20 protein-coding genes and 1 riboswitch are annotated in these 19916 nt (G+C 69.6%); of the genes, 12 read left to right on the top strand and 8 right to left on the bottom strand.

Features of this window, described 5'->3' with window-relative positions; genetic code table 11:
* Positions 1 to 118 precede the first annotated feature (118 nt).
* Positions 119 to 1294: a carbohydrate porin gene (locus EPN98_RS20045; RefSeq protein ID WP_293364702.1), complete on the top strand. Its 1176-nt coding sequence runs from the start codon at positions 119 to 121 to the stop codon at positions 1292 to 1294.
* Between the two features lie 79 nt (positions 1295 to 1373).
* On the opposite strand, the gene EPN98_RS20040 is transcribed toward EPN98_RS20045, so the two are convergent.
* Both EPN98_RS20040 and EPN98_RS20035 read right to left on the bottom strand, forming a co-directional pair.
* Positions 1374 to 1691, bottom strand: coding sequence for a UrcA family protein (locus EPN98_RS20040; RefSeq protein ID WP_293364701.1), 318 nt, complete (start codon positions 1689 to 1691; stop codon positions 1374 to 1376).
* Positions 1692 to 1977: 286 nt separating this feature from the next.
* On the bottom strand, positions 1978 to 2187 hold the full coding sequence (locus EPN98_RS20035) for a hypothetical protein (protein WP_293364700.1): 210 nt from the start codon (positions 2185 to 2187) through the stop codon (positions 1978 to 1980).
* A 258-nt stretch (positions 2188 to 2445) separates the two neighbouring features.
* Here EPN98_RS20035 and EPN98_RS20030 point away from each other — a divergent pair, with 258 nt between their 5' ends.
* Positions 2446 to 2820, top strand: a complete 375-nt coding sequence (locus EPN98_RS20030; protein ID WP_293364699.1) for a response regulator — start codon at positions 2446 to 2448, stop codon at positions 2818 to 2820.
* Positions 2821 to 3205: 385 nt separating this feature from the next.
* Here EPN98_RS20030 and EPN98_RS20025 read toward each other — a convergent pair whose 3' ends face one another.
* Entirely contained in the window at positions 3206 to 5803 is a 2598-nt protein-coding gene (locus EPN98_RS20025) for a PQQ-binding-like beta-propeller repeat protein (protein WP_293364698.1), read from the bottom strand.
* 133 nt (positions 5804 to 5936) lie between these two features.
* Between EPN98_RS20025 and EPN98_RS20020 the strand changes: the two genes are divergently transcribed.
* On the top strand, positions 5937 to 7118 hold the full coding sequence (locus EPN98_RS20020; RefSeq protein WP_293364697.1) for a DUF3089 domain-containing protein: 1182 nt from the start codon (positions 5937 to 5939) through the stop codon (positions 7116 to 7118).
* A 128-nt stretch (positions 7119 to 7246) separates the two neighbouring features.
* On the opposite strand, the gene EPN98_RS20015 is transcribed toward EPN98_RS20020, so the two are convergent.
* Complete coding sequence (locus tag EPN98_RS20015; protein ID WP_293364696.1) at positions 7247 to 7426, bottom strand: DUF1328 family protein; 180 nt, start codon at positions 7424 to 7426, stop codon at positions 7247 to 7249.
* A 180-nt stretch (positions 7427 to 7606) separates the two neighbouring features.
* Here EPN98_RS20015 and cobT point away from each other — a divergent pair, with 180 nt between their 5' ends.
* Both cobT and EPN98_RS20005 read left to right on the top strand, forming a co-directional pair.
* Positions 7607 to 9559 carry a cobaltochelatase subunit CobT gene (gene cobT, locus EPN98_RS20010; protein ID WP_293364695.1) on the top strand — a complete coding sequence of 651 codons (1953 nt, stop codon included), beginning with the start codon at positions 7607 to 7609 and terminating at the stop codon, positions 9557 to 9559.
* Positions 9556 to 10539, top strand: coding sequence for an esterase-like activity of phytase family protein (locus EPN98_RS20005; protein WP_293364694.1), 984 nt, complete (start codon positions 9556 to 9558; stop codon positions 10537 to 10539). The genes cobT and EPN98_RS20005 overlap by 4 nt, the downstream gene beginning before the upstream one ends.
* Positions 10540 to 10630: 91 nt before the next feature.
* Here EPN98_RS20005 and rpmB read toward each other — a convergent pair whose 3' ends face one another.
* Positions 10631 to 10927, bottom strand: coding sequence for a 50S ribosomal protein L28 (gene rpmB, locus EPN98_RS20000; RefSeq protein WP_293364693.1), 297 nt, complete (start codon positions 10925 to 10927; stop codon positions 10631 to 10633).
* A 285-nt stretch (positions 10928 to 11212) separates the two neighbouring features.
* Between rpmB and EPN98_RS19995 the strand changes: the two genes are divergently transcribed.
* Positions 11213 to 12025, top strand: coding sequence for an isocitrate lyase/phosphoenolpyruvate mutase family protein (locus EPN98_RS19995; RefSeq protein ID WP_293364692.1), 813 nt, complete (start codon positions 11213 to 11215; stop codon positions 12023 to 12025).
* Here the strand turns inward: EPN98_RS19995 and EPN98_RS19990 are convergent.
* From EPN98_RS19990 to EPN98_RS19980, 3 genes are all read right to left on the bottom strand, one after another.
* A complete protein-coding gene (locus EPN98_RS19990; protein WP_293364691.1) occupies positions 12022 to 12945 on the bottom strand; it encodes a cobalamin-binding protein in 924 nt (307 codons plus the stop codon). The genes EPN98_RS19995 and EPN98_RS19990 overlap by 4 nt on opposite strands.
* Entirely contained in the window at positions 12942 to 13472 is a 531-nt protein-coding gene (locus EPN98_RS19985) for a hypothetical protein (protein ID WP_293364690.1), read from the bottom strand. The genes EPN98_RS19990 and EPN98_RS19985 overlap by 4 nt, the downstream gene beginning before the upstream one ends.
* A 108-nt stretch (positions 13473 to 13580) precedes the next feature.
* A riboswitch (cobalamin riboswitch) is annotated at positions 13581 to 13785 on the bottom strand.
* Positions 13786 to 13812: 27 nt separating this feature from the next.
* Positions 13813 to 14508: a M23 family metallopeptidase gene (locus tag EPN98_RS19980; RefSeq protein ID WP_293364689.1), complete on the bottom strand. Its 696-nt coding sequence runs from the start codon at positions 14506 to 14508 to the stop codon at positions 13813 to 13815.
* A gap of 246 nt (positions 14509 to 14754) precedes the next feature.
* Between EPN98_RS19980 and EPN98_RS19975 the strand changes: the two genes are divergently transcribed.
* From EPN98_RS19975 to EPN98_RS19950, 6 genes are all read left to right on the top strand, one after another.
* A complete protein-coding gene (locus EPN98_RS19975; RefSeq protein WP_293364688.1) occupies positions 14755 to 15393 on the top strand; it encodes a TetR/AcrR family transcriptional regulator in 639 nt (212 codons plus the stop codon).
* Positions 15390 to 16355 carry an HlyD family efflux transporter periplasmic adaptor subunit gene (locus EPN98_RS19970; RefSeq protein WP_293364687.1) on the top strand — a complete coding sequence of 322 codons (966 nt, stop codon included), beginning with the start codon at positions 15390 to 15392 and terminating at the stop codon, positions 16353 to 16355. The genes EPN98_RS19975 and EPN98_RS19970 overlap by 4 nt, the downstream gene beginning before the upstream one ends.
* Positions 16356 to 16404: 49 nt before the next feature.
* A complete protein-coding gene (locus EPN98_RS19965; protein WP_293364686.1) occupies positions 16405 to 17319 on the top strand; it encodes an ABC transporter ATP-binding protein in 915 nt (304 codons plus the stop codon).
* Positions 17316 to 18449 carry an ABC transporter permease gene (locus EPN98_RS19960; RefSeq protein WP_293364685.1) on the top strand — a complete coding sequence of 378 codons (1134 nt, stop codon included), beginning with the start codon at positions 17316 to 17318 and terminating at the stop codon, positions 18447 to 18449. Before EPN98_RS19965 ends, EPN98_RS19960 begins: the two co-directional genes overlap by 4 nt.
* 14 nt (positions 18450 to 18463) lie before the next feature.
* Positions 18464 to 19639, top strand: coding sequence for an aspartyl/asparaginyl beta-hydroxylase domain-containing protein (locus EPN98_RS19955; protein WP_293364684.1), 1176 nt, complete (start codon positions 18464 to 18466; stop codon positions 19637 to 19639).
* Between the two features lie 61 nt (positions 19640 to 19700).
* Positions 19701 to 19916: hypothetical protein (locus tag EPN98_RS19950; protein WP_293364683.1), on the top strand; the 216-nt coding region annotated here is incomplete at its 3' end.

Raw genomic sequence — 19916 nt, 5'->3', positions numbered from 1 at the left:
CCGCGGCTTAATGTCACGTAAATCCCAGGACTGACCCAAAATGGTGAATGCTCTGCATTTACACAAGTTTCACGCTGCTCGCCTAGGTCGGACGTCCCACTGCAGAGACATAGATTGCATGAACAGGTCAGTATTCGACTTCCGTGTAGCAACACTTGTTGCTTCTGCCGTTGCACTACCTTCGATATCACACGCGGAGGACTCGCCCGTCTGGAGCCATGACGTCGTCTACACGGCAGACCTTATCGGCCCCGTCCAAGGCGGAGCCGCCAAGGCCGGCCGATATCTGGACAACCTGGACGTGACCTTGGACGGGGATCTTGAGCGCGCCATCGGCTGGAAGGGCGCCAAGCTCCACGCCTATGTGCTCAACAACATGGGCGGGCGGCCGAACGACGTGGCCGGGACGCTTCAGGGCGTCGACAACATCGAGGTCTCGCGCGCACGCCTGCGTCTCTACGAACTGTGGATCGAGCAGTCGCTGGCGGGCGGGGCGGCCAGCATCCGGGCCGGCCTCTACGACCTGAACAGCGAATTCTACGCCACCGACTCCTCAAGCCAGCTGATCGCGCCGCCGTTCGGCATCGGCTCGGAGTTGGCGTCGACCGGCCCCAATGGCCCCTCCATCTTCCCGCTTACCGCCATGGCCGTCCGCGTGCGGGCGGGCGGCGAAACGGGCGGCTATGCCCAGGCCGCCGTGGTGAGCGCCAAGGCGGGCGCCTTCGAGGCGCCGGGCGATCTGCAGGGCGGGCTGGACCGCGGCGCCATCCTGATCGGCGAGGCCGGCCACTCGGGCCGTGTCCGCCTGGCCGCCGGCGCCTGGACGTATACCGACCGCCAGAGCGACGTGCGCGACGTGACCGCAACCGGCGATCCCGAGCGCAGCCCGGCCTACGGCGCCTATGTGCTTGGAGAAGGCCGCATCTTCGGCGAGGACGACGCCCCGCGCGGCAGCGCCTTCGTGCGCCTGGGCCTGTCGGACGGCGACACCTCACCCTTCCGGGGCGGCTGGCAGGCAGGCCTGCGCTGGGATCAGGTGGTGGCGGGTCGTCCCGACAGCGCGTTCTCGATCGGCCTGCACCAGGGTTGGTTGTCGAAAAAGTATCGGGCCAACATCCGCGACACGGGCGCGGCGCCCGGCAAGGCCGAGAGCGGCCTGGAAATCACCTACTCGGACACGATCGGCCGCCTGACCGTCCAGCCCGATCTGCAGTTCGTCCACCATCCCGGTGGCGAACGGGGCCGTAAGACGGCGATCGTCGCCGGCATGCGTTTCACGATCGACCTCGACTAGCCGTCCGAGGTCCGGACGCGATTAGGCCCGCAGCTGGGGCGGCTGCGGGCCCTTTCGCACGTCCGCTTCGAAGGGAGAGCTAGCGGGCGGCGAACGTCGTGGAAGCTTGTTCGAGCTTGGCGGCGCGGATCCCGGCCACCTTCTCGTTCAGCTCAGTCTTGATGGCGACGCGGCAGTGCGCGGCGGCGCTGAGGCTCCGCTCGTCGCGGCAGAAGTCGCGGGCCGCGTAGTCGGCGCGCTTCGAGAAGGTCGACATGCCTTCGGGGGTCAGCAGGTTGATGTCGGCGATCTTCACCGAGGCGGGGGCGGCGAGCGCGGAAGCCGGCAGCGCGGCGATGGGCAGAGCGGCGAGGGCCAGCATGGCGAGGCCGGAGACTTGGGCGGTGAGGTTCTTCATGGTCGTTTCCTTCGGGGCGGTTGTGCTCCGGCGGTGTTGTCCGCCGGCAAGGAAACGAATACTTCGGACATGCCGTTAATTCCCGTGAATAGGGAGTAATGACGTCGATTTAAGAATGTTACAGCGACTTAATACTTTACGCGCCTGTAATGGTGAGGCGCGCGACCTACTACGCGCCGCCCTTGGGGACTGGCGGCGCCTGGATGCGCCGACGCTTCAGGCCCGCCCAAGGCCGCGCCACCGGCGAGCCGGCCAAAGCGTTCAACAAGGAAAGGTCGGGGCCCGGCTAGTGCGGGCGGGTCGGCTCGACGATGGTCTGACGCCACTCGCCGTCTTCGTCGCAGACGAGAATCGGCCACGGCATCTCGATGAGGCGGACCCAGTCGCTGGCCGCCGCCAGGGCTTCCTGGTGCGTTTCATAGGCGCCCAGGTCGCCGGCTTCGGCATCCTGCAGAACCCAGTGGCCGCTCCGGGCCCTTACGGTGAAGTCGAACATCTCGCGGTCCTCAACCTGTGAGCATTTTCCCAGGAAGTGGTTTCCCAAACACGAAGACCCCCTGCCGCACCCGGTGCGGCGCGTCGGCGCAGGCGACGTCAGGATTTCGCAGGCAACCATTGCGAGGCGATCGGCGTTCCGGTCCCGGGCGTAGCGGTCGCTGGAATGGTGGGCGCGACATTCAATCCATGTTCAACTAGACAGAGATGGTATGCACGGATGCCGGGTGACCTAGCCGCCCACGTTGGAGTTCGGGGAATGACCAGTCACGCCGACCTTAAGGGCCTGCGCGTCCTCGTCGTGGAAGACGAAATGATGGTCTCGATGCTGATCGAGGACATGCTGAGCGATCTCGGCTGCACGGTCGTGGGCCCCGCCTCGCGTCTCGACGAAGCTATTGAACTGGCCAACAGCGCCGAACTGGATTGCGCTGTCCTGGACGTGAACCTGGGCGGACAGCCGATCTTCCCGCTGGCGGACCTGCTGCGTGAGAAGGGCGCCCCGTTTGCGTTCGCCACCGGCTATGGCGATGCGGGCCTTCGGGATGTCGATCGGGGCTCCCCGGTCCTTCAGAAGCCCTTCCGCGAGGGCGACCTGGCGCGCGTGCTGAGCGAGCTGCGGGCTCGCGACTAGAGCCTGTCGGGTTCAGATGGAATCATCTGAGCCCGATGAACAGGCCCGATCTCATTGATTTAGAGCGCGTTTCGGGGCGAAACCGGCTTCCACTTTCGCCCAACACGCTCTGGCGCGACTACAGGTAGGGGAAGGCGTGCCCGGCCCAATCACTGACCAGCAGGCCAATCGAGCCGGCCAGGGTGGTGATCGCCAGAAACAGTTTCACGTCCCTATCTCCTCGAACCGGCACATCGCCGGTGCGAGGCAGCAAGTAATGGGCCATTCGCCGTCGCGGTAGCCACCTTTTTTGCAGAAGAGTTCTGCACATCCGGCATGGATCCGGCGGCGTATCCACCCCCTGCCCGCAAGAATCGCCAGCCGCCTGAGCGGGTGGGGAGGCGTCCTATTTCAGCGCATACGCGATGACATAGTCGGCCTTGGGCGCCTTCGCCGCTCCCGCGCCGCGGACGCGGTCGCCGCCGGCGACGACCACGACATACTGCTTGCCGGTCTTGGGCGAGGTGTAGGTCATCGGCGTGCCCGCGGCCGCCACCGGCAGCCGGCCCTGCCAGAGAAGGGCGCCCGTGGCGTTGTCGTAGGCGCGCAGGTAGGGGTCGGTGGACGCGGCGCGGAAGGTGACGCCGCCGGCCGTGGTGATCGGACCGCCGATGCTGAGCGTGCCGATCGGGATCGGCAGGTGCGACTTCAGCCCCAGCGGCGCCTGGGCCTCGGCGGTGCCGGCCGGCACCTGCCAGACGATCTGCCGGGTCTTGACGTCGATCGCGGTCAGCATGCCATGCGGCGGCTGCAGGCAGGGCGCGAACAGCGGGCTGAGCATCCACTTGTTGTCGGCCTTGTAGGGAATCGCCTTGGCGCTCTCGGGCGGCCGATCCTTCATCAGGGTGACGGCCAGCTCCTTCTGGTCCGACTTCTTGAGCGCGACGGTCTGGGGCATCCGCACGTCCGAGACGATCAGCAGACCGCGGCGCGGATCGAAAGCGCCCGAGCCCCAGTTCATCCCGCCCGCGTTGCCCGGGAACTGCAGGCTGGGCTTGCCGGGACTGCCGGGCGGCGTGAAGTCGCCGTCGTAGCGCGTGCGCAGGAAGGCGATACGGCAATAGAGCTGGTCCAGGGGAGTCGCGCCCCACATCTTCTGCTCGGTCAGACGCTCGACGCCGATCGCGGGCATGTCGACCGAGTACGGCTGGGTCGGCGAGAGCCATTCGCCGGGCTGCGGCCCCTGTGGGACGCCGACCTCGACCACGCGGGTCAAGGGTTTGCCGTCACGACGGTCCAGCACGAAGATCTGGCCGCGCTTGGTGAGCTGGACCAGGGCCGGCGCCGAGCCCCCCTTGATCGGGAAGTCGATCAGCATCGGCTGGGACGGGACGTCGTAGTCCCACACGTCGTGGTGCACGGTCTGGAAGCGCCAGCGCTCGCGCCCCGTCGAGGCGTCGAGGGCCACGACCGAAGACGAGTAGGTCTCTGACGCCTTGGACCGGTGCGAGCCCCAATAGTCGGGCGTGGCGTTGCCGATGGGCAGGTAGACGAGGTTCAGGTCGGGGTCATAGGCGGGCGTCGACCACATGTTGGGCGTGCCGCGGCTGTACGTCTGCCCCTCGGGCGGCAGCTTGGTGATCGCCGGGTTGCCCGCGTCCCAGGCCCAGGCAAGTTCGCCCGTGCGCACGTCGAACGCGCGGACCACCCCGGACGGCTCCTGCAGTTCCTGGTTGTCGGCGACCCAGCCGCCGATGATGACCACGTCGCCGGCCACCATCGGCATCGACGTCTGGAAGTAGAAGCCGCGCTTGATCGGGCCGATGCCGACGGTGAGGTCGACGACGCCGTCCTTGCCGAAGCCGGGGCAGCGCTGGCCGGTGTCGGCGTCCAACGCGAACAGCTGGGCGTTGATGGTCGACGACAGGATGCGCTTGCGGCAGGCGGGCGGCCCGGCCGGCGGCGCGGCCGCGACCTGGACCGCCGGCGCGGCGGGCGGAGACGGCGCCGGCGTGGTCACCAGCTTGGGCGGCGCGGCCGCCTTTTCCGGAGCCTTGGCCTTGGGCGCAGGCGCGGCCTTGGAGGCAGGCTCGGCCTTGGAGACGGGGGCCGCCTTGGACGCGGGCGCGGCGCCCTTGGCGGGCGGAGTCGCGGCGGCGACCGCGGCCGGGGCCGACGGGACGGCCAGCTTGGTCTTGGTCCCGTCCCAGTAGCCCACGCCACGGCAGCGGTTCCAGAAGAAGGGCTTCACCTTGGGATCGTGCCGCCACTTCTCCTTGCCGGTGTCGGCGTCGACGGCGATCACGACATTGGTGGGCGTGCAAACATAGACCGTGTCGCCCACCATCTGCGGCGTGTTCTGGTCCTGGTTGCCGCGATGGACCGCCTCGCCGGTGCGGAAGGTCCAGGCGACCTTCAGTTCATCCACGTTCTCGCGGTTGATCTGGTCGACGGGGGCGTAGCGCGAGCCGCCGCTGTCGCGGCCGTACGACCGCCAGTCGGAAGCCTGCTCAGCCACGGGCGCGTTGGGGCGAACCTGGGCCGGAATCATCGCCTGGCCCCAGGTGAAGGTGGCCGGGAGGGACGCGCCCAGAGCGCCGATCGCCAGGATCGAAAGCGCGCCGACCGCCATCAGCGACTGGTCGCGCATCCGGCCCTTGGGCGCGGTGGGGATGATCAGCAGCATGAACAGGCCCAGCACCGCCGGCGCGAACAGGCGCGGCAGCAGAGGCCAGAACTGGAACCCCGAGGCCTCCCAGAGCGCCCAGCCAAGGGTCGCGGCCAGCACCGCGGCGTAGACCAGCCCCGCGCCAGGGTGACGACGGATCAACATGACGCCGCTGCCGATGATCGCGGCGCCCGCGAACAGGTAGTAGGGCGAGCCCCCCAGGAAGATCAGGTATCCGCCGCCACCCAGCAGGATGACGCCGATCAGGGTGATCAGACCGCCGCCGATCGCCGCCCAGATCCGAGCCGGCCAGCTCGCTACCGTATCCGCCGCCATCCGTTTCCCCCGGGACTTGTGGGCAGCGACCTTAGGCAGAATCGCGGGCCGCATGAAGGGCGCTGGACCGAGACGGCTCGCCGGGCGATGATCATACGCAGTCTTCGAAAAACGAGAGCTTGAGGAAACGCGGATGACGGGACGGATTTTCGCAACGCTGGCGCTGGGCGCGGCGCTGGGCATCGGGGTCGGCGCCGCCCACGCCCAGGCGCCGGCGAAGAACGACTACGCCAAGCCCGAGACGTGGCTGTGCTGGCCCGGCAAGGCGGGCGACGCCTGCGCGATCGACCTCACGGCCACCGTGGTGAAGGCCGATGGCTCGACGTCGGTGGAGACGTTCAAGGCCGACCCCAAGGCCCCCATCGACTGCTTCTACGTCTATCCGACGGTGTCGAACGACCCGGGCGTGGTCTCGGACATGACCGCCAACGCCGAGGAGCTGAACGTGGTGAAGCAGCAGCTCGCCCGTTTCGGCTCCAAGTGCCGGATCTACGCGCCGCTGTACCGCCAGTTCACGCTGACCGCCCTCCGCGCCATGGTCAGCGGCACGCCGATCGCCGGCGCCGCCGACCCGGCCGTCCGGCAGGTCGGCTACAACGACGTGGTCGACGCCTGGAACCACTACCTGGCGACGGCGAACAAGGGCCGCGGGGTGGTGCTGATCGGCCATAGCCAGGGCTCGGGCCTGCTGCAGCGGCTGATCCCGGCCGAGATCGAGGGCAAGCCGGTCCAGAAGCAACTGGTCTCGGCCCTGATCCTGGGATCGAACCTGGGCGTCGAAAAGGGCAAGGACACCGGCGCCTTCAAGTCGATCCCGCTGTGCAAGTCGGCCCGCCAGGTGGGCTGCGCCATCAGCTACGTGACCTTCCGCGACACCATCCCGCCGCCAGGCAACAGCCGCTTCGGCAAGGCGGCCAATCCCGCGATGGAGGCGGCCTGCGTGAACCCCGCCGCTCTGGCCGGCGGCGTGGGCGAGCTGAAGGCCTATCTGTCGAATGCGGACAACATCTCCAACTCAGCGGCGGCGACGCCGGAGTGGGTGAAGGGCAAGCCGAACCCGAAAACGCCGTTCGTGACCGTGCCCGGCCTGATCAGCGGCCAGTGCGTCTCGAAGGATGGGTTCAACTATCTGGAAGCCAAGGTGAACGCCGACCCGGCCGACCCTCGCACCGACGTCATCAATGGCGACGTCACGGGTCCCGGCGGCGTGATCGCCAAGGACTGGGGCCTGCACCTCATCGACGCCAACATCGCCATGGGCAACCTGGTCGAGGTGGTGGGCGAGCAGGCCAAGGCCTACGCGGCTAGGAAGTAGGGATAGCGGGCGCGCCTAGAGCGTGTTGGGTAGTGGACGCCGGTTGCGCCAAAAAGAGCGTGCCTGTTCATCCGGTTCAGATGGTTCATCTGAACCGGACAGGCTCTCGGCGCGCCCGCCGCCTTCCGCTATCGTCCTGTGATCTTGCGGCCGGCGAAGACGCCCAGAGCCAGGAAGATCAGGAAGCCGATGACGGCGACGATGAACAGGAACTTCGCGATGCCCGCAGCGGCGCCGGCGATGCCGCCGAAGCCCAGAAGGGCCGCCACGACGGCGACGATCGCGAAGATCAGGGCCCATTTCAGCATTTGAACTCTCCTGGGAACGAAATCCTGGGCTGGAAACGCCGCCACGGCCGCGCTGTTCCGGACGGCCACGAAACCGTGTTTCCGCCAGAGCTTCCCATGCGCCCGCTCGCGACTTTTTTGCGGGCTGAGCGCAAAGCCTTGGTTTGCGCGGCGGCAGCCCTGATCTAAGACCGACCCGACATGGCGAAGAACCCGGAAAGCCCTCTCGAGCCCTTCAAGCGCGCGCTGGCGCACGCCGCGCGATCGCTTGCCGAGACGCCGGACCTCGAGATCGTCTACTCGGGCGAGGGCCCGCAGCTGTCGGGCAACCGCGCCGTCCTGCCCCACCCGCCCCGCGACCTGACGCCTGAGGACGCCGCGCGCATCCGCGGCCTGGCCGACCAGATGGCGCTGCGCATCGCCCACCACGACCCCGCCGCCCACGCCAAGACCCGCCCGCAGTCGGGCGCCGGCCAGCCGATCTACGACGCGCTGGAGCAGGCCCGGATCGAAGCTATCGGCGCCAACGCCATGGGCGGCGTGAAGAGCAATCTGCGCGCGGTGATGGACCACAGCTGGGCGCGGCGCGTGTACAACGAGGTCGAGGCCATGGCGAACCCGCCGCTGGCCGAGGTGGTCTCGCTGATGGTTCGCGAGCGCCTGACCGGCGAGCCGCCGCCGGCCATGGCGCGGGCCCTGGTCGACATGTTCCGCGGCGAGATCGAGGCCAAGGCCGGCGCCGACCTGGCGAAGCTGGAAGGCACGGTCCACGACCAGAAGGCCTTCGCCCGGATCGCGCGCGCTATCATCCGCGACCTGGAGATGGGCGACGACCTGTCGGACGCGCCCGAGCAGCCCGACGACGAGGACGGCGGCAGCGAAGAGGGCGAGCCCGAGACCTCGGACAACGACGACGGCGACGGCGAGAGCCAGTCCCCGCAGCAGTCGGCGATGGACGACGACGAGACCCAGTCCCGGGAGTCCGAAGACGCCGACAGCCAGATGATGCCGTCGGAACAGGACCCCGACGCCGACGACACCGACGAGCCCCCCGAGATGGGCGACGGCGACACCCCCGCCCGCCCTGACCCGTCGGGCGACAACCGGGCGGTCACCTACAAGGTCTTCACCACGGCGCACGACGAGGTCGTGGCCGCCGAGGAGCTCTGCGATCCCGAGGAGTTGACGCGCCTGCGCGCCTACCTGGACCAGCAGCTGGCGTCGGTCTCGAACGTCGTGAGCCGCCTGGCCAACCGGCTCCAGCGCAAGCTGCTGGCGCAGCAGAACCGCTCGTGGTCCTTCGACCTTGAGGAAGGCCTGCTGGACACCGCGCGGCTGACCCGGGTGATCACCGATCCCACCGCCTCCCTGGCCTTCAAGGAGGAGGAAGACACCGAGTTCCGCGACACGGTGGTCACCATCCTGATCGACAACTCGGGCTCGATGCGGGGACGGCCGATCATGGTGGCGGCAGTCTGCGCCGACATCCTGGCGCGCACGCTCGAGCGCTGCTCGGTGAAGACCGAGATCCTGGGCTTCACCACCCGCGCGTGGAAGGGCGGGACCAGCCGCGAGGACTGGCTGAAGGCCGGCAAGCCCGCCCAGCCGGGCCGGCTGAACGACCTGCGCCACATCATCTATAAGGCCGCCGACGCGCCCTGGCGGCGCGCGCGCCGGAACCTGGGCCTGATGATGCGCGAGGGCCTGCTCAAGGAGAACATCGACGGCGAGGCGCTCATCTGGGCGCACCATCGCCTGATCGGCCGTCCCGAACAGCGGCGGATCCTGCTGGTGATCTCGGACGGCGCGCCGGTGGACGATTCCACCCTGTCGGTGAACTCGGGCCATTACCTGGAGCGCCACCTGCGCGAGGTGATCACCGAGATCGAAGCCAAGAGCCCGGTGCAGCTGATCGCCATCGGCATCGGCCACGACGTGACCCGCTACTACAAGAACGCCGTGACCATCGTGGACGTGGAACAGCTGGCCGGCGCTATGGTCGAGCAGCTGGCCGACCTGTTCGACGAAGAGGTCCGCCGGGTGACGCGCAAGAACGCCAACCTGCTGTCAGCGCCGCCCAGCACCGAGGGCCCGCAAGGCGGCGGCGGGATGCGCCGTTCCACCTTCAAGGAAGTCCGGAGGGCGACCGCTTGAGGTTGCTGGCAGGTCTGTCGGCGGCGCTGCTGCTGGCGGGCTGCGCCGGACCGATCGCGCCGCTGCCGCAGGCGCCTGTCGCCGTGGGCGCGGCGATCCAGGTCGACGCCGAGGCCGTTCCGCTGGACCCCGCCAATCCGGCCCGCGACCGCATCGGCGGCTTCGTCTACGCGGGCGGTGTGGCGCTGACCTCGCGCCAGACCAGCCGCCTGCACGGTCTCTCCGACATCAAGGTCTGGCCCGACGGCCGGCTGCTGGCGATCGGCGACCAGTCCGACCTGCTGGAAGCGCGGGTGGCCCTGGACGCCTCGGGGCGGCTGATCGGCCTGACCGGCGCCACCCTGGTCTCGCTGAAGGCCCCCACGGGGATCGACCTCTTCGCCGGCGGCCCCCGCGAGTACGACTCCGAAGGCGTGGCGCGACTGGCCGGCGGCGACCTGCTGGTGAGCTTCGAGCAGCACGACCGCATTCTGCTGTTCCCCAAGGGCGGCGGCGTTCCCCGCCCCGCCCCGCAGCCCGACGTGAAGTATACGGACAACAAGGGGATGGAGGCGCTAACCACCGCGCCCGACGTAGCCCCGGACGCCTACCGGGTGGGGCTGGAAGACAGCGGCCAGACCTTCATCTGCCGGGTCTCGACGGCCTGCGTGCGCGACCGCGACCTGGCCCTGGACGGCTCTGAGCTGGTGGCCTTCGACAACCTGCCCGGCGGCGGTCTCGTCTATCTGCTGCGCTCGTACTCGGCGCTGCGCGGCAACGTCGTCAAGCTGAAGGTGCTGGACCGCGAGGGCCGGCTGGCGGGCGAGATGGAGATCGCCCGGCCGCTGACTGTCGACAACCTGGAGGGCGTGGCCGCCGTGGCGCGTCCGGACGGCAAGGTGCGATTCTACCTCGTGGCGGACGACAACTTCGGCTTCTACAACGGCAGCCCCACCGGCCAGCGCACGCTCTTACTGGCTTTCGACTGGGCGAGACCCTGAATCCTGCCCTCCCCTGGCGGCGGGTAGGCAGGCGCAAAAGAAAAGGCCGCCCAGTGGGCGGCCCTCTCGGAACGACACTCTGGAAGTGTGCTTAGGCGGCCTTCTGCTCGGCCAGCTTCGCCTTCACCTGGCGCTTGATCTTCAGCGCCTTGGCCGAGAGCACCTCGTCCTTGGCCTTCAGGAGCACGGCGTCGAGGCCGCCCTTGAAGTCGAGGGTGCGCAGCGCCGCATTGGTCATGCGCAGGCTGAACGACTGACCCAGCGATTCCGACTGAACCTTGGTGTCGACCAGGTTCGGCATGAACCGGCGCTTGGTCTTGATGTTCGAGTGGCTCACGTTGTGGCCGACCATCGGACCGACACCCGTGATTTCGCAGCGACGCGACATGACGAAAACCTTAGCCAGAAACAGGGACGCGGCGGACGTTCCCATCCGCGCGAAGAACGGGCGATTTAGAGGAACGCCCTGCCCGCGTCAAGGTGAGGCGGCGCGCAAGCCGATCCGCCGCACCTGGCGGCAAACCTTCGTTGTGGCCCGAAGCGACTCAACTACAATATCTCGTAGGGAACGAAAGCTGAATCGCTGGGAGTCAGTGATTCGGACGCGATTCGTTTCGCGCCTGTTCCCGGACTCCCGACATCGCCATTAAGCCTTGCCGTCCGAGGTCGCTTCATGGGTACGCCTGCTGAAAAACGCGCCCGATTCCGCCAGCTGCACGAGGCCGGCTGTTTCGTGATCCCCAACCCCTGGGACGCCGGTAGCGCCCGGATGCTGCAGGCGCTGGGCTTTCCGGCCATCGCCTCAACCAGCTCGGGCATGGCCTGGTCGTCCGGCCGGATCGACAACGAGGTCCCGCTTGAGGATGCTCTGGCTCACCTGGCCGTCCTGGCCGACGCCGTGGATATCCCGCTGAACGCCGACTTTGAGAACGGCCATGCCGACACGCCCGAAGGTGTCGCGGCGAATGTGACGCGCGCCCTGGCGGCAGGCGTCGCGGGCCTCTCCATCGAGGACATGAGCCACGATCCCGGCAAGCCGCTCTACGACTCCGCCCTGGCGGTGGAACGGGTGAAGGCGGCGCGGGGCGCCATCGACGCCGAGGGCGCGGGCGCGGTGCTGGTGGCGCGCGCCGAAGGCATGCTCCTGGGCCAGCCGCTGGCCCCGACGCTCGACCGGTTGGCCGCCTTTGCTGAGGCGGGCGCCGACTGCCTCTACGCTCCGGGCCTGAAGACCGCCGAGGAGATCGCGACGGCCGTGCGCGCCGTGTCGCCCCGGCCGCTCAACGTGCTGATGGGCGCCCCCGGCCTGACGGTGGCTCAGCTTGAGGACCTGGGCGTGCGGCGCATCAGCGTGGGCGGCGCCCTGGCGCGGGCCGCCTGGGGCGGCTTCCTCAGGGCCGCGCGCGAGATCGCCGACGAGGGGCGCTTCGACGCCCTGGGCCAGGCCGCCACCGGCGCAGAACTGAAGGCCCTGCTGAAACCTTAGCCCAGCCGCACCCAGCCCCGCCCCTCGTGGCCGAAGGCGAACAGGTCGGGGTTGAGGATCTCGGCGACCATCTCGGCCGACTCGACCAGCCGCGGGCCCGGGCGGTTGAAGTAGTGGTGACCGTCCAGGACGAAGACGCGGCCGCGACGCACGGCGCTGAGCCGGGCCCACTCGGGTCGCGCGGCCAGCAACGGGACATCGGCCAGGCTCTGCGCGATGGTGAACCCGCAGGGCAGCAGCAGGATCACCTCGGGATCGGCGGCGGCCAGCGCCGACCAGTCCAGCCACGGCGAATGCTGGCCGGCGGTGGCGAACAGGCTCTCGCCGCCGGCGGCCTCGATCAGCTCAGGCATCCAGTTACCGCCCGCCATCAGGGGCTCGATCCACTCGATGGCCGCCACCGTGGGGCGATGCGGGGCCAGGCTGGCGATGCGCCGGATCCGCTCCAGCCGCGCCTGAAGGCCGACGATAGCGGCGTGAGCGGCGTCCTCCACCCCCAGGGCGCGGCCGACCCGGCGCATGTCGGCCCAGACATCGGCCAGGTCGTCGGGCTCCAGCGACACCAGCTTGGGCGCCAAGCCGGTCCATTCGCAGAGCGCCTCCTCCAGGTCGGCCGGGGTGACCGCGCAGACGGCGCACTGGGTCTGGGTGACGATCACGTCGGGCTTCAGCGCCCGCAGCCGCTCGGCGTCGACGCTGTAGACCGACACCCCTTGGGCGATGATCTCGGACACGCGGCGGTCGATGTCGGCCGACGTGCCGTCGAGGCGAACCTTCGTGGCGCTGAGAACCGGCAGAGCCTGGACGCGCGCCGGAAAATCGCACTGGTGCGAGCGGCCCACCAGGTAGTCGGCCATTCCCATCGCGGCCACGATCTCGGTGGCGCTGGGCAACAGCGAGACGATGCGCAGGCCGCTCATGGCGCGCGCCCGAAGGCCGGCAGCGACGGGGCCGTCCGGGCGATCAGGGCGTCGACGGCGAGCAGGCCCGCGAACCAGGCCGCGTTGATCAGGCCCACCTGGGCGATGATCGCGGGCCGGACCTCGCACCAGCCGACGACGATCTGCTCGATCCCCAGCATGGCCGCCTGCTGAGCGCAGAAGGCCGCGCCGAAGGCCGCCCCGGCGCGCAGCCACGCCGGCCGATTTGGCAGCAGCCACAGCACCGCGACGGCCGTCGCCAGCGCCACCAGCGCGCCGGCCCCCAGGCCGAAGCCCCAGGCGATGGTCTGCCGGTCGCGCGGATAGTCGTGGAGGCCGAAGCCGACGGCCTGGCCCGCCGCCCAGGTGGCCAGCACCAGCAAGACGGCGCGACCCGGCGACAGCGCGCCGGCGGCGATCACCGCGACGGCCACCAGCGGGTCGAGACAGCCGATGGCGAAGCAGCCACCGGCGACGGCGGCGACGAGCCCGGCGGACCAGACGCCGGTGCGGAAGTTGGAGTTCATGCCGAAAACCTCGCGGCGGACGTGACACGTCACCGCGAAGACAGCAGGCCGCCGCGGGCGAGCCTGCGGCGGTCCACTCACATCGGCACACCCCGTCCGACGCGATCGCGCGTGACCACGGCTTGTGGCAGGTCTCCTGGCTCGCGGGTCAGCGCCTCGGACCTGCCTTCCCGAGGTCTTGCGACCCCAGTGGCGTAAGAACGGTCGTCGGCTCGCCGCTTACAGTTGCGGGGGCAGCCGCGGCTTTGCGCCCGAAGACGCGCACCGCATTCCCTATTGAGCCCTTGCGGGCGCCACCCCCATTCCTTGCCCCGCGTGCGCGGCGGGGGTCAAGACGGGCTCAGTCGGCGGACGCGATCTCTGTGGGACGGTATTCGGCCGTGATCATGCGGGTCGCGTCGATGCGCACGCCGCGCCGGTCGATGATCTCCAGGTGCACGTGGTCGGTCATGCCGCCGGGGTACTTGCGCTGCAGCGACTTGGCCGTGCCCAGCGGGCGGCCCATGGCGACCGGCTGGCCGACGTCGACCTTGGGATTCACATAGAAGACCCGGGCGGCGACCCGCAGCGCGGGGTTGGTGATCTCGACGAACTTCAGATTCTGGTCCTCGGCGTAGGCGAAGCCGATCTTGGTGACGTAGCCCGAGATAGGCGAGACCACGGTCTGGCCCGCCCTGGCGACATAGTCGACGCCCTCATGGCGGCGAACCCCGCCGTCGCGGCGGGCTCCGAACTCGCCCTGGCCATAGCTGTCATGCTCGCGCGGGGCGTGGCCCGTGGGGTTCGTGAAATCGCCCCGGCCGTCGCCGTCGAGGTCGGCCCCGGTCCAGACGCGAACCACCTGCGGAGGCTCTTCCGGCGCGGCCTGGGCGGTGACGGCCTGCTCGACGACCGAGGCCATGGCCTGGCGCGTGGCCGGCTGGCTCAGGGGAGCCGCGGCAGCCGCGGTGGCGGCGACACAGCCGAAGACCGCCAGGATGGCCAGGGGCCGCCTTTCGGCCAGCTCAAGAAGACGCGCGCGTACGCCCAACTTCATTCGGTACCCTTACTCAACAGAGCGCCATCGCCGGACTTGCGCGCCGGACTTCGAGGCGGAGTGGAACTGGGACGCCGCGGGGTGCGGGCGGAAGCGAGGGGTCCTGGCCCCTGACCGCGGCGGAAAATGGGCAGCGGCCGTAAACAAATCCTTTGGTGCGAGGTCGCGCCCCTGCGCGCCGGCCGGATTGCGCCGGTATGTCGCATGTGTTACTAACTGACTGGTCAGTTATTAGTTGAGTCAACGATGGACGCAGGCACCCCGAAATTCCGCCGCCGCAAGGCCGATCGGCCCGAGGAGATTGTGAGCGCCGCCCTCGCGGTGTTTGCTGAAAAAGGCTTCGCGGCGGCCAAGCTGGACGACATCGCGCGGCGCGCGGGCGTCTCCAAGGGCGCCGTCTATCTCTACTTCGAGACCAAGGAGGACGTCTTCCGGGCGGTGGTGGAGCGGGCGATCCTGCCCAACCTGAGCGTCGTGAAGGCCATGGCCGCCGCCCACCCGGGCCCCCTCGCCGACCTGTTGCGCGGCCTGGCCGGCCACATCGCAGGCGTCGTCGAGACCACGCCGATCGGCGGGGTTCTGAAGATGGTGGTGGGCGAGGCGCGGAACTTCCCCGAGCTCGCCCGGGTCTGGCATGACGAACTCATCGTCCATGCGCTGGGCGCCATGGCCGAGGCGATCCGCAACGCCCAGGCGCGCGGCGAGGTGAAGCTGGGAGACCCCCGCACGTTTGCCCTTCAGCTGATCTCGCCGCTGCTGGTCGGCGTCCTGTGGCGCGAGACGTTCGTGCCTGTCGGGGCCCAGCCGTTCGACCTCCCGGCGCTGATGCGCCAGCACATCGACACCCTGCTGGGCGGGATGCTGACGGAAGGGGCCCGCGCATGAATCGTCCCCCTGTCCTGGTGCTGGGCCTGCTCGCGGCCGCCGCGACCGTCGTCGGGCTGATCGTCTGGCTGCCGCGGATGGGCCAGCCCAGGACCCTGTCCGGCTACATCGAGGGCGAGCCGCTGTACCTGGCCGCGCCGGTGGCCGGAACGGTGACGGTCGTGAACGTGGCGCGCGGGCAGGAGGTGGCGCAGGGCCAGCCCTTGTTCGTCGTCGATCCAGCGCAGGTGCGCGCCCAGTATGACCAGGCCGCCGCCGAGGCCGACGCCGCGCGGGCGCAGGCTGAGGACGCCCGCAAGGGCCAGCGGCCGGCAGAGCTGGCCGTGTTCGAGGCCAACATCGCCGCCGCCGAGGCGCGCGCCCGCGACGCGCAGGCCGATCTGCGCCGGATCGGGCCGCTGGTGCAGCAGGGCTGGTACGCGCCCGCCCGGATGGACGACGCCAAGGCCGCCGCCGACGCCGCCGAGGCCCAGGTGCGCGCCGCGCGCCGGCAGCGTGACGCCGCCGCCCTGGGCGCCCGCGAGGATCAGGTCCGCGCCGCCGACGCCCGCGTGACCCAGACCCGGGCCGCCGTGACCGGCGCCGGCGCCCGGCTGGCCGACGTGGCGCCCACCGCGCCCCGGAAGGCCCGCGTCGAGGACGTCTTCTTCCATGCCGGAGAATGGGCCCCGGCCAACCAGCCGATCCTGAGCCTGCTGCCCGACGAGCGGATCAAGGTCAGGTTCTTCGTGCCCGAGCGCGAACTGTCGGCCTACCGTCTGGGCCGCACGATCCGATTCGCCTGCGACGGCTGCGCCAAAGGGCTGTCGGCCAAGATCGAGTTCGTGAGCCCAAGGCCCGAGTTCACCCCGCCGGTGATCTACAGCCGCGAGGCCCGTGACCGCCTGGTCTACATGGTGGAGGCCCGTCCCGGCGTGCGCCTCAACCCCGGGCAACCCGTCGATGTGGAGCCGCTGTCGTGAGGGGCACGAACGTCTGGCTCAGAGCTGACACCGCCTTGGCGGCCCCGCGATGACCCTCGCCATCGACGTCCACGGCCTGAACAAGACCTTCGGGGACAAGCACGTCGTCAACGATGTGACCATTCAGGTCGAACAGGGCCGGATCTGCGGATTCCTGGGGCCCAACGGGTCGGGCAAGACCACGACCCTGCGGATGCTTTGCGGCCTGCTGACCCCCGACAGCGGGTCGGGCGAGGCGCTGGGCTACGACATCATCCGCGACGCCGACGAGGTGAAGCGGCGCACCGGCTACATGACCCAGAAGTTCTCACTCTACGAGGACCTGACCATCGCCGAGAACCTGCAGTTCACCGCCCGCGTCTACGGCCTGGACCGGCGGCGCGAGCGGGTGGACGCGGCGCTGGAGCGGCTGGGCCTGACGTCCCGGCGCGGACAGCTGGCCGGCACGCTGTCGGGCGGCTGGAAGCAGCGGCTGGCGCTGGCCACCGCCACGCTGCATGAGCCGAAGTTGCTGTTGCTGGACGAGCCCACCGCGGGCGTCGATCCCAAGGCGCGCCGCACGTTCTGGGACGAGATCCATGCCCTGGCCGCCGAGGGCCTGACCGTCCTGGTCTCCACCCACTACATGGACGAAGCCGAGCGCTGCCACGAGATCGCGTACATCTCGTATGGCCGGCTGATCGCCCGCGGCACAGCCAACGAGGTGATCGCCCAGTCGGGCCTGATCACCTTCCGCGGCGAGGGCCCGAACGCCGACAAGCTGGCCCATGCGCTCGCCGCCGCGCCCGGCGTCGAGACGGCCGCCGCGTTTGGGGCGGCGATCCACGTCAGCGGAACCGAACGGACGGCGCTGGAGACCGCGATCCAGCCTTACCGCGAGGGCCACCGCTGGAACGAGGGCGCGCCGACCCTGGAGGACGTCTTCATCCAGCTGATGGGCCGCAGCGAGGACAACATCCAGTGAAGGGCCTCAGCTGGAACCGCGTGGTCGCCGTCTTCATCAAGGAGTTCAAGCAACTCACCCGCGACCGCATCACCTACGCGATGATGCTGGCGATCCCGGTCATCCAGCTCACCCTCTTCGGCTACGCCATCAACACCGAGCCGCGCCACCTGCCGACCGCCGTGCTCATCCAGGAGGACAGCCGCTACGCGCGCTCGATCACCGCAGCGCTGAAGAACTCGCTCTACTTCGACTTCGTGGCCCAGGCGCGCAGTCCGGCCGAGCTGGACCGGCTGCTGCGCAACGGCGAGGCCCAGTTCGCGGTGACGATCCCGGGCGACTTCTCGCGGCGCGTGGCGCGTGGCGACCGGGCGCAGATCCTGGTGGAAGCCGACGCCACCGACCCTTCGGCCACCGGCGGCGCGGTGGCCGCGCTCGCCACCCTGCCCGGCCAGGCGCTGCGGCGCGACCTCACGGGCGCCATGGCCGCCAGGGGCCAGACGCCGGCGCCATTCGAAGTGGTCGTCCACCGCCGGTACAATCCCGAGGCCATCACGGCCTACAACATCGTCCCGGGCCTCCTGGGCATCATCCTGTCGCTGACCCTGGTGATGATGACCGCGCTCAGCGTCACCCGCGAGATCGAGCGGGGCACGATGGAGTCGCTGCTGTCCACGCCGGTCGAGCCCCTGGAGGTGATGATCGGCAAGCTGGCGCCCTACGTCCTGGTGGGGCTGGTCCAGACGGTGATCATCCTGCTCATGGCCGCGACCCTGTTCGAGGTGCCGATGGGCGGCGGATGGATCGGGCTGTCGGCCGGGATCGGCCTGTTCATCACCGGCTCACTGGCGCTGGGCTTTCTGATCTCGACGGTGGCGCGCTCGCAGCTGCAGGCGATGCAGATGAGCTTCTTCTACATCCTGCCCTCGATCCTGCTGTCGGGCTTCATGTTCCCCTTCCGGGGCATGCCCGCCTGGGCGCAGTGGATCGGCGAGGTGATCCCCGTCACCCACTTCCTGCGCGTGGTGCGGGGCTCGCTGCTCAAGGGCCAGGACCTGGGCGACCAGTGGCGCGAGCTGTCGGCCCTGACGGCCTTCGTCCTGGTGGTCACCGCCGTCGCCATGGCCCGCTACCGCAGGACGCTGGACTAGGGCATCTATCGGGGATGAGCTCGACGACCACCGCCTCCCCCGCCGATCTTCAGGCCGCCTGGGCCCAGGGCACGCAGGCCCTGCGCGAAGGCCGACACACCGACGCCGTGCGCCACTTCCAGCGGATCACCGCCAGCGGCCAGGCGACGGCGCCGGTGTGGGTCGCCGTGGCCATCGCCGAGAAGGGGCGCGGCGACGCGAAGGCGGCCCTGGCCGCGCTGGACCAGGCCCGCGCGCTGGACCCCCGCGACATCCGCGCCCTGATCATGACCGCCGACCACTACCGCGACGCTGGCGACGCGCGGGCGGCCTCGTCCTACTACTCGGCCGTCGTGGGCGTGGCCGTCGAGGCCGGGACCGTGGAGAAGGGGCTGGAGGCCGAGGTCGGTCGCGCCCAGCACATGCGCGAGCAGTACGCGGCCCGGTACGAGGCCCAGCTACAGGGCGCGCTGACCGGCAAGGGCCTGGACCGCCCCGAGGCGCGACGCGCGGCCAAGGCGGTGGATCTGCTGACGGGCAAGGCCCAGCTCTATCTACAGCAGCCCAAGAACTTCTACTTCCCCGAACTCCCCAACATCGAGTGGGCGCCCCGCGAGGACTTCGCCTGGCTCGACAAGCTGGAGGCCGCCACCGACGAGATCCGCGACGAGCTGAAGCGGGTGCTCGAGGAGGACAACGCGTTTTCCCCCTACATCGAAGCCGAGCCGGACCGCCCGTTCTTCGACGACCACGGCATGCTGGGCAATCCGAACTGGAGCGCCTTCTATCTCTGGAAGGCGGGCGCGCCGGTCCCCGAGAACGCCGCGCGCTTCCCCAAGACCATGGCGGCGCTGGCCGACGCGCCTCTGTGCAAGATCCCGGGCCGCACGCCCTCGATCCTGTTTTCGCTGCTGACGCCCGGCGCGCACATCCCGCCGCACCACGGCTTCATGAATGGCCGCTACATCTGTCACCTGCCGTTGATCGTGCCTGAGGGATGCGGCATGCGGGTCGGCTCCGAGACCCGGCCGTGGATCGAGGGCAAGGCCTGCGTCTTCGACGACTCCATCGAGCACGAGGCCTGGAACCGCAATCTGGAACGTCTGCGGGTGGTGCTGATCTTCGACGTCTGGCGCCCCGAGCTGAGCGAGCTGGAGCGGGATCTCATCGCCGCCATCCTGGGCGCGGTCGACAACTTCGGCGCCGGCTGAACGCGGCTTGCGCCCGCCCCTGCTCCCTGTAGCGTGGCCGTGGGCAGAGGGGGCCCCACCCATGCGGACCACGGCGAACGAACCCTCGGTCGAGGGGTTGGACCGGCGCACCCTGCTGGGCGTCGCGGCGGGCGCGGCGCTGAGCGCCGGCTTCGAGGCGCAGGCCGCCACCACCATCACCGGCATGAGCGCCGTGGCCCTGGCCCGGGCGATCCGAACGAAGGCCGTCAGCTGCGTCGAGGTGATGGGCGCCTATCTCGACCAGATCGAGCGGCTG

This window comes from Phenylobacterium sp., assembly GCF_004299445.1.
Lineage (GTDB): Bacteria > Pseudomonadota > Alphaproteobacteria > Caulobacterales > Caulobacteraceae > Phenylobacterium.
Note: the sequence above shows the minus strand (reverse complement) of the source record. Positions and strands in the feature narration are given on the sequence as shown.

Bases quoted from the DNA above. Each gene is read 5' to 3' on its own strand.
- rpmB (WP_293364693.1), bottom strand. From the start codon at position 10,927: ATGTCGCGTCGCTGCGAAATCACGGGTGTCGGTCCGATGGTCGGCCAC.
- EPN98_RS20025 (WP_293364698.1), bottom strand. From the start codon at position 5,803: ATGGCGGCGGATACGGTAGCGAGCTGGCCGGCTCGGATCTGGGCGGCG.
- EPN98_RS19985 (WP_293364690.1), bottom strand. From the start codon at position 13,472: ATGAACTCCAACTTCCGCACCGGCGTCTGGTCCGCCGGGCTCGTCGCC.
- cobT (WP_293364695.1), top strand. From the start codon at position 7,607: ATGGCGAAGAACCCGGAAAGCCCTCTCGAGCCCTTCAAGCGCGCGCTG.
- EPN98_RS20015 (WP_293364696.1), bottom strand. From the start codon at position 7,426: ATGCTGAAATGGGCCCTGATCTTCGCGATCGTCGCCGTCGTGGCGGCC.
- EPN98_RS19995 (WP_293364692.1), top strand. From the start codon at position 11,213: ATGGGTACGCCTGCTGAAAAACGCGCCCGATTCCGCCAGCTGCACGAG.
- EPN98_RS20035 (WP_293364700.1), bottom strand. From the start codon at position 2,187: ATGTTCGACTTCACCGTAAGGGCCCGGAGCGGCCACTGGGTTCTGCAG.
- EPN98_RS19965 (WP_293364686.1), top strand. From the start codon at position 16,405: ATGACCCTCGCCATCGACGTCCACGGCCTGAACAAGACCTTCGGGGAC.
- EPN98_RS20020 (WP_293364697.1), top strand. From the start codon at position 5,937: ATGACGGGACGGATTTTCGCAACGCTGGCGCTGGGCGCGGCGCTGGGC.
- EPN98_RS20040 (WP_293364701.1), bottom strand. From the start codon at position 1,691: ATGAAGAACCTCACCGCCCAAGTCTCCGGCCTCGCCATGCTGGCCCTC.
- EPN98_RS19980 (WP_293364689.1), bottom strand. From the start codon at position 14,508: ATGAAGTTGGGCGTACGCGCGCGTCTTCTTGAGCTGGCCGAAAGGCGG.
- EPN98_RS20045 (WP_293364702.1), top strand. From the start codon at position 119: ATGAACAGGTCAGTATTCGACTTCCGTGTAGCAACACTTGTTGCTTCT.
- EPN98_RS19970 (WP_293364687.1), top strand. From the start codon at position 15,390: ATGAATCGTCCCCCTGTCCTGGTGCTGGGCCTGCTCGCGGCCGCCGCG.
- EPN98_RS19975 (WP_293364688.1), top strand. From the start codon at position 14,755: ATGGACGCAGGCACCCCGAAATTCCGCCGCCGCAAGGCCGATCGGCCC.
- EPN98_RS20030 (WP_293364699.1), top strand. From the start codon at position 2,446: ATGACCAGTCACGCCGACCTTAAGGGCCTGCGCGTCCTCGTCGTGGAA.
- EPN98_RS19990 (WP_293364691.1), bottom strand. From the start codon at position 12,945: ATGAGCGGCCTGCGCATCGTCTCGCTGTTGCCCAGCGCCACCGAGATC.
- EPN98_RS19955 (WP_293364684.1), top strand. From the start codon at position 18,464: ATGAGCTCGACGACCACCGCCTCCCCCGCCGATCTTCAGGCCGCCTGG.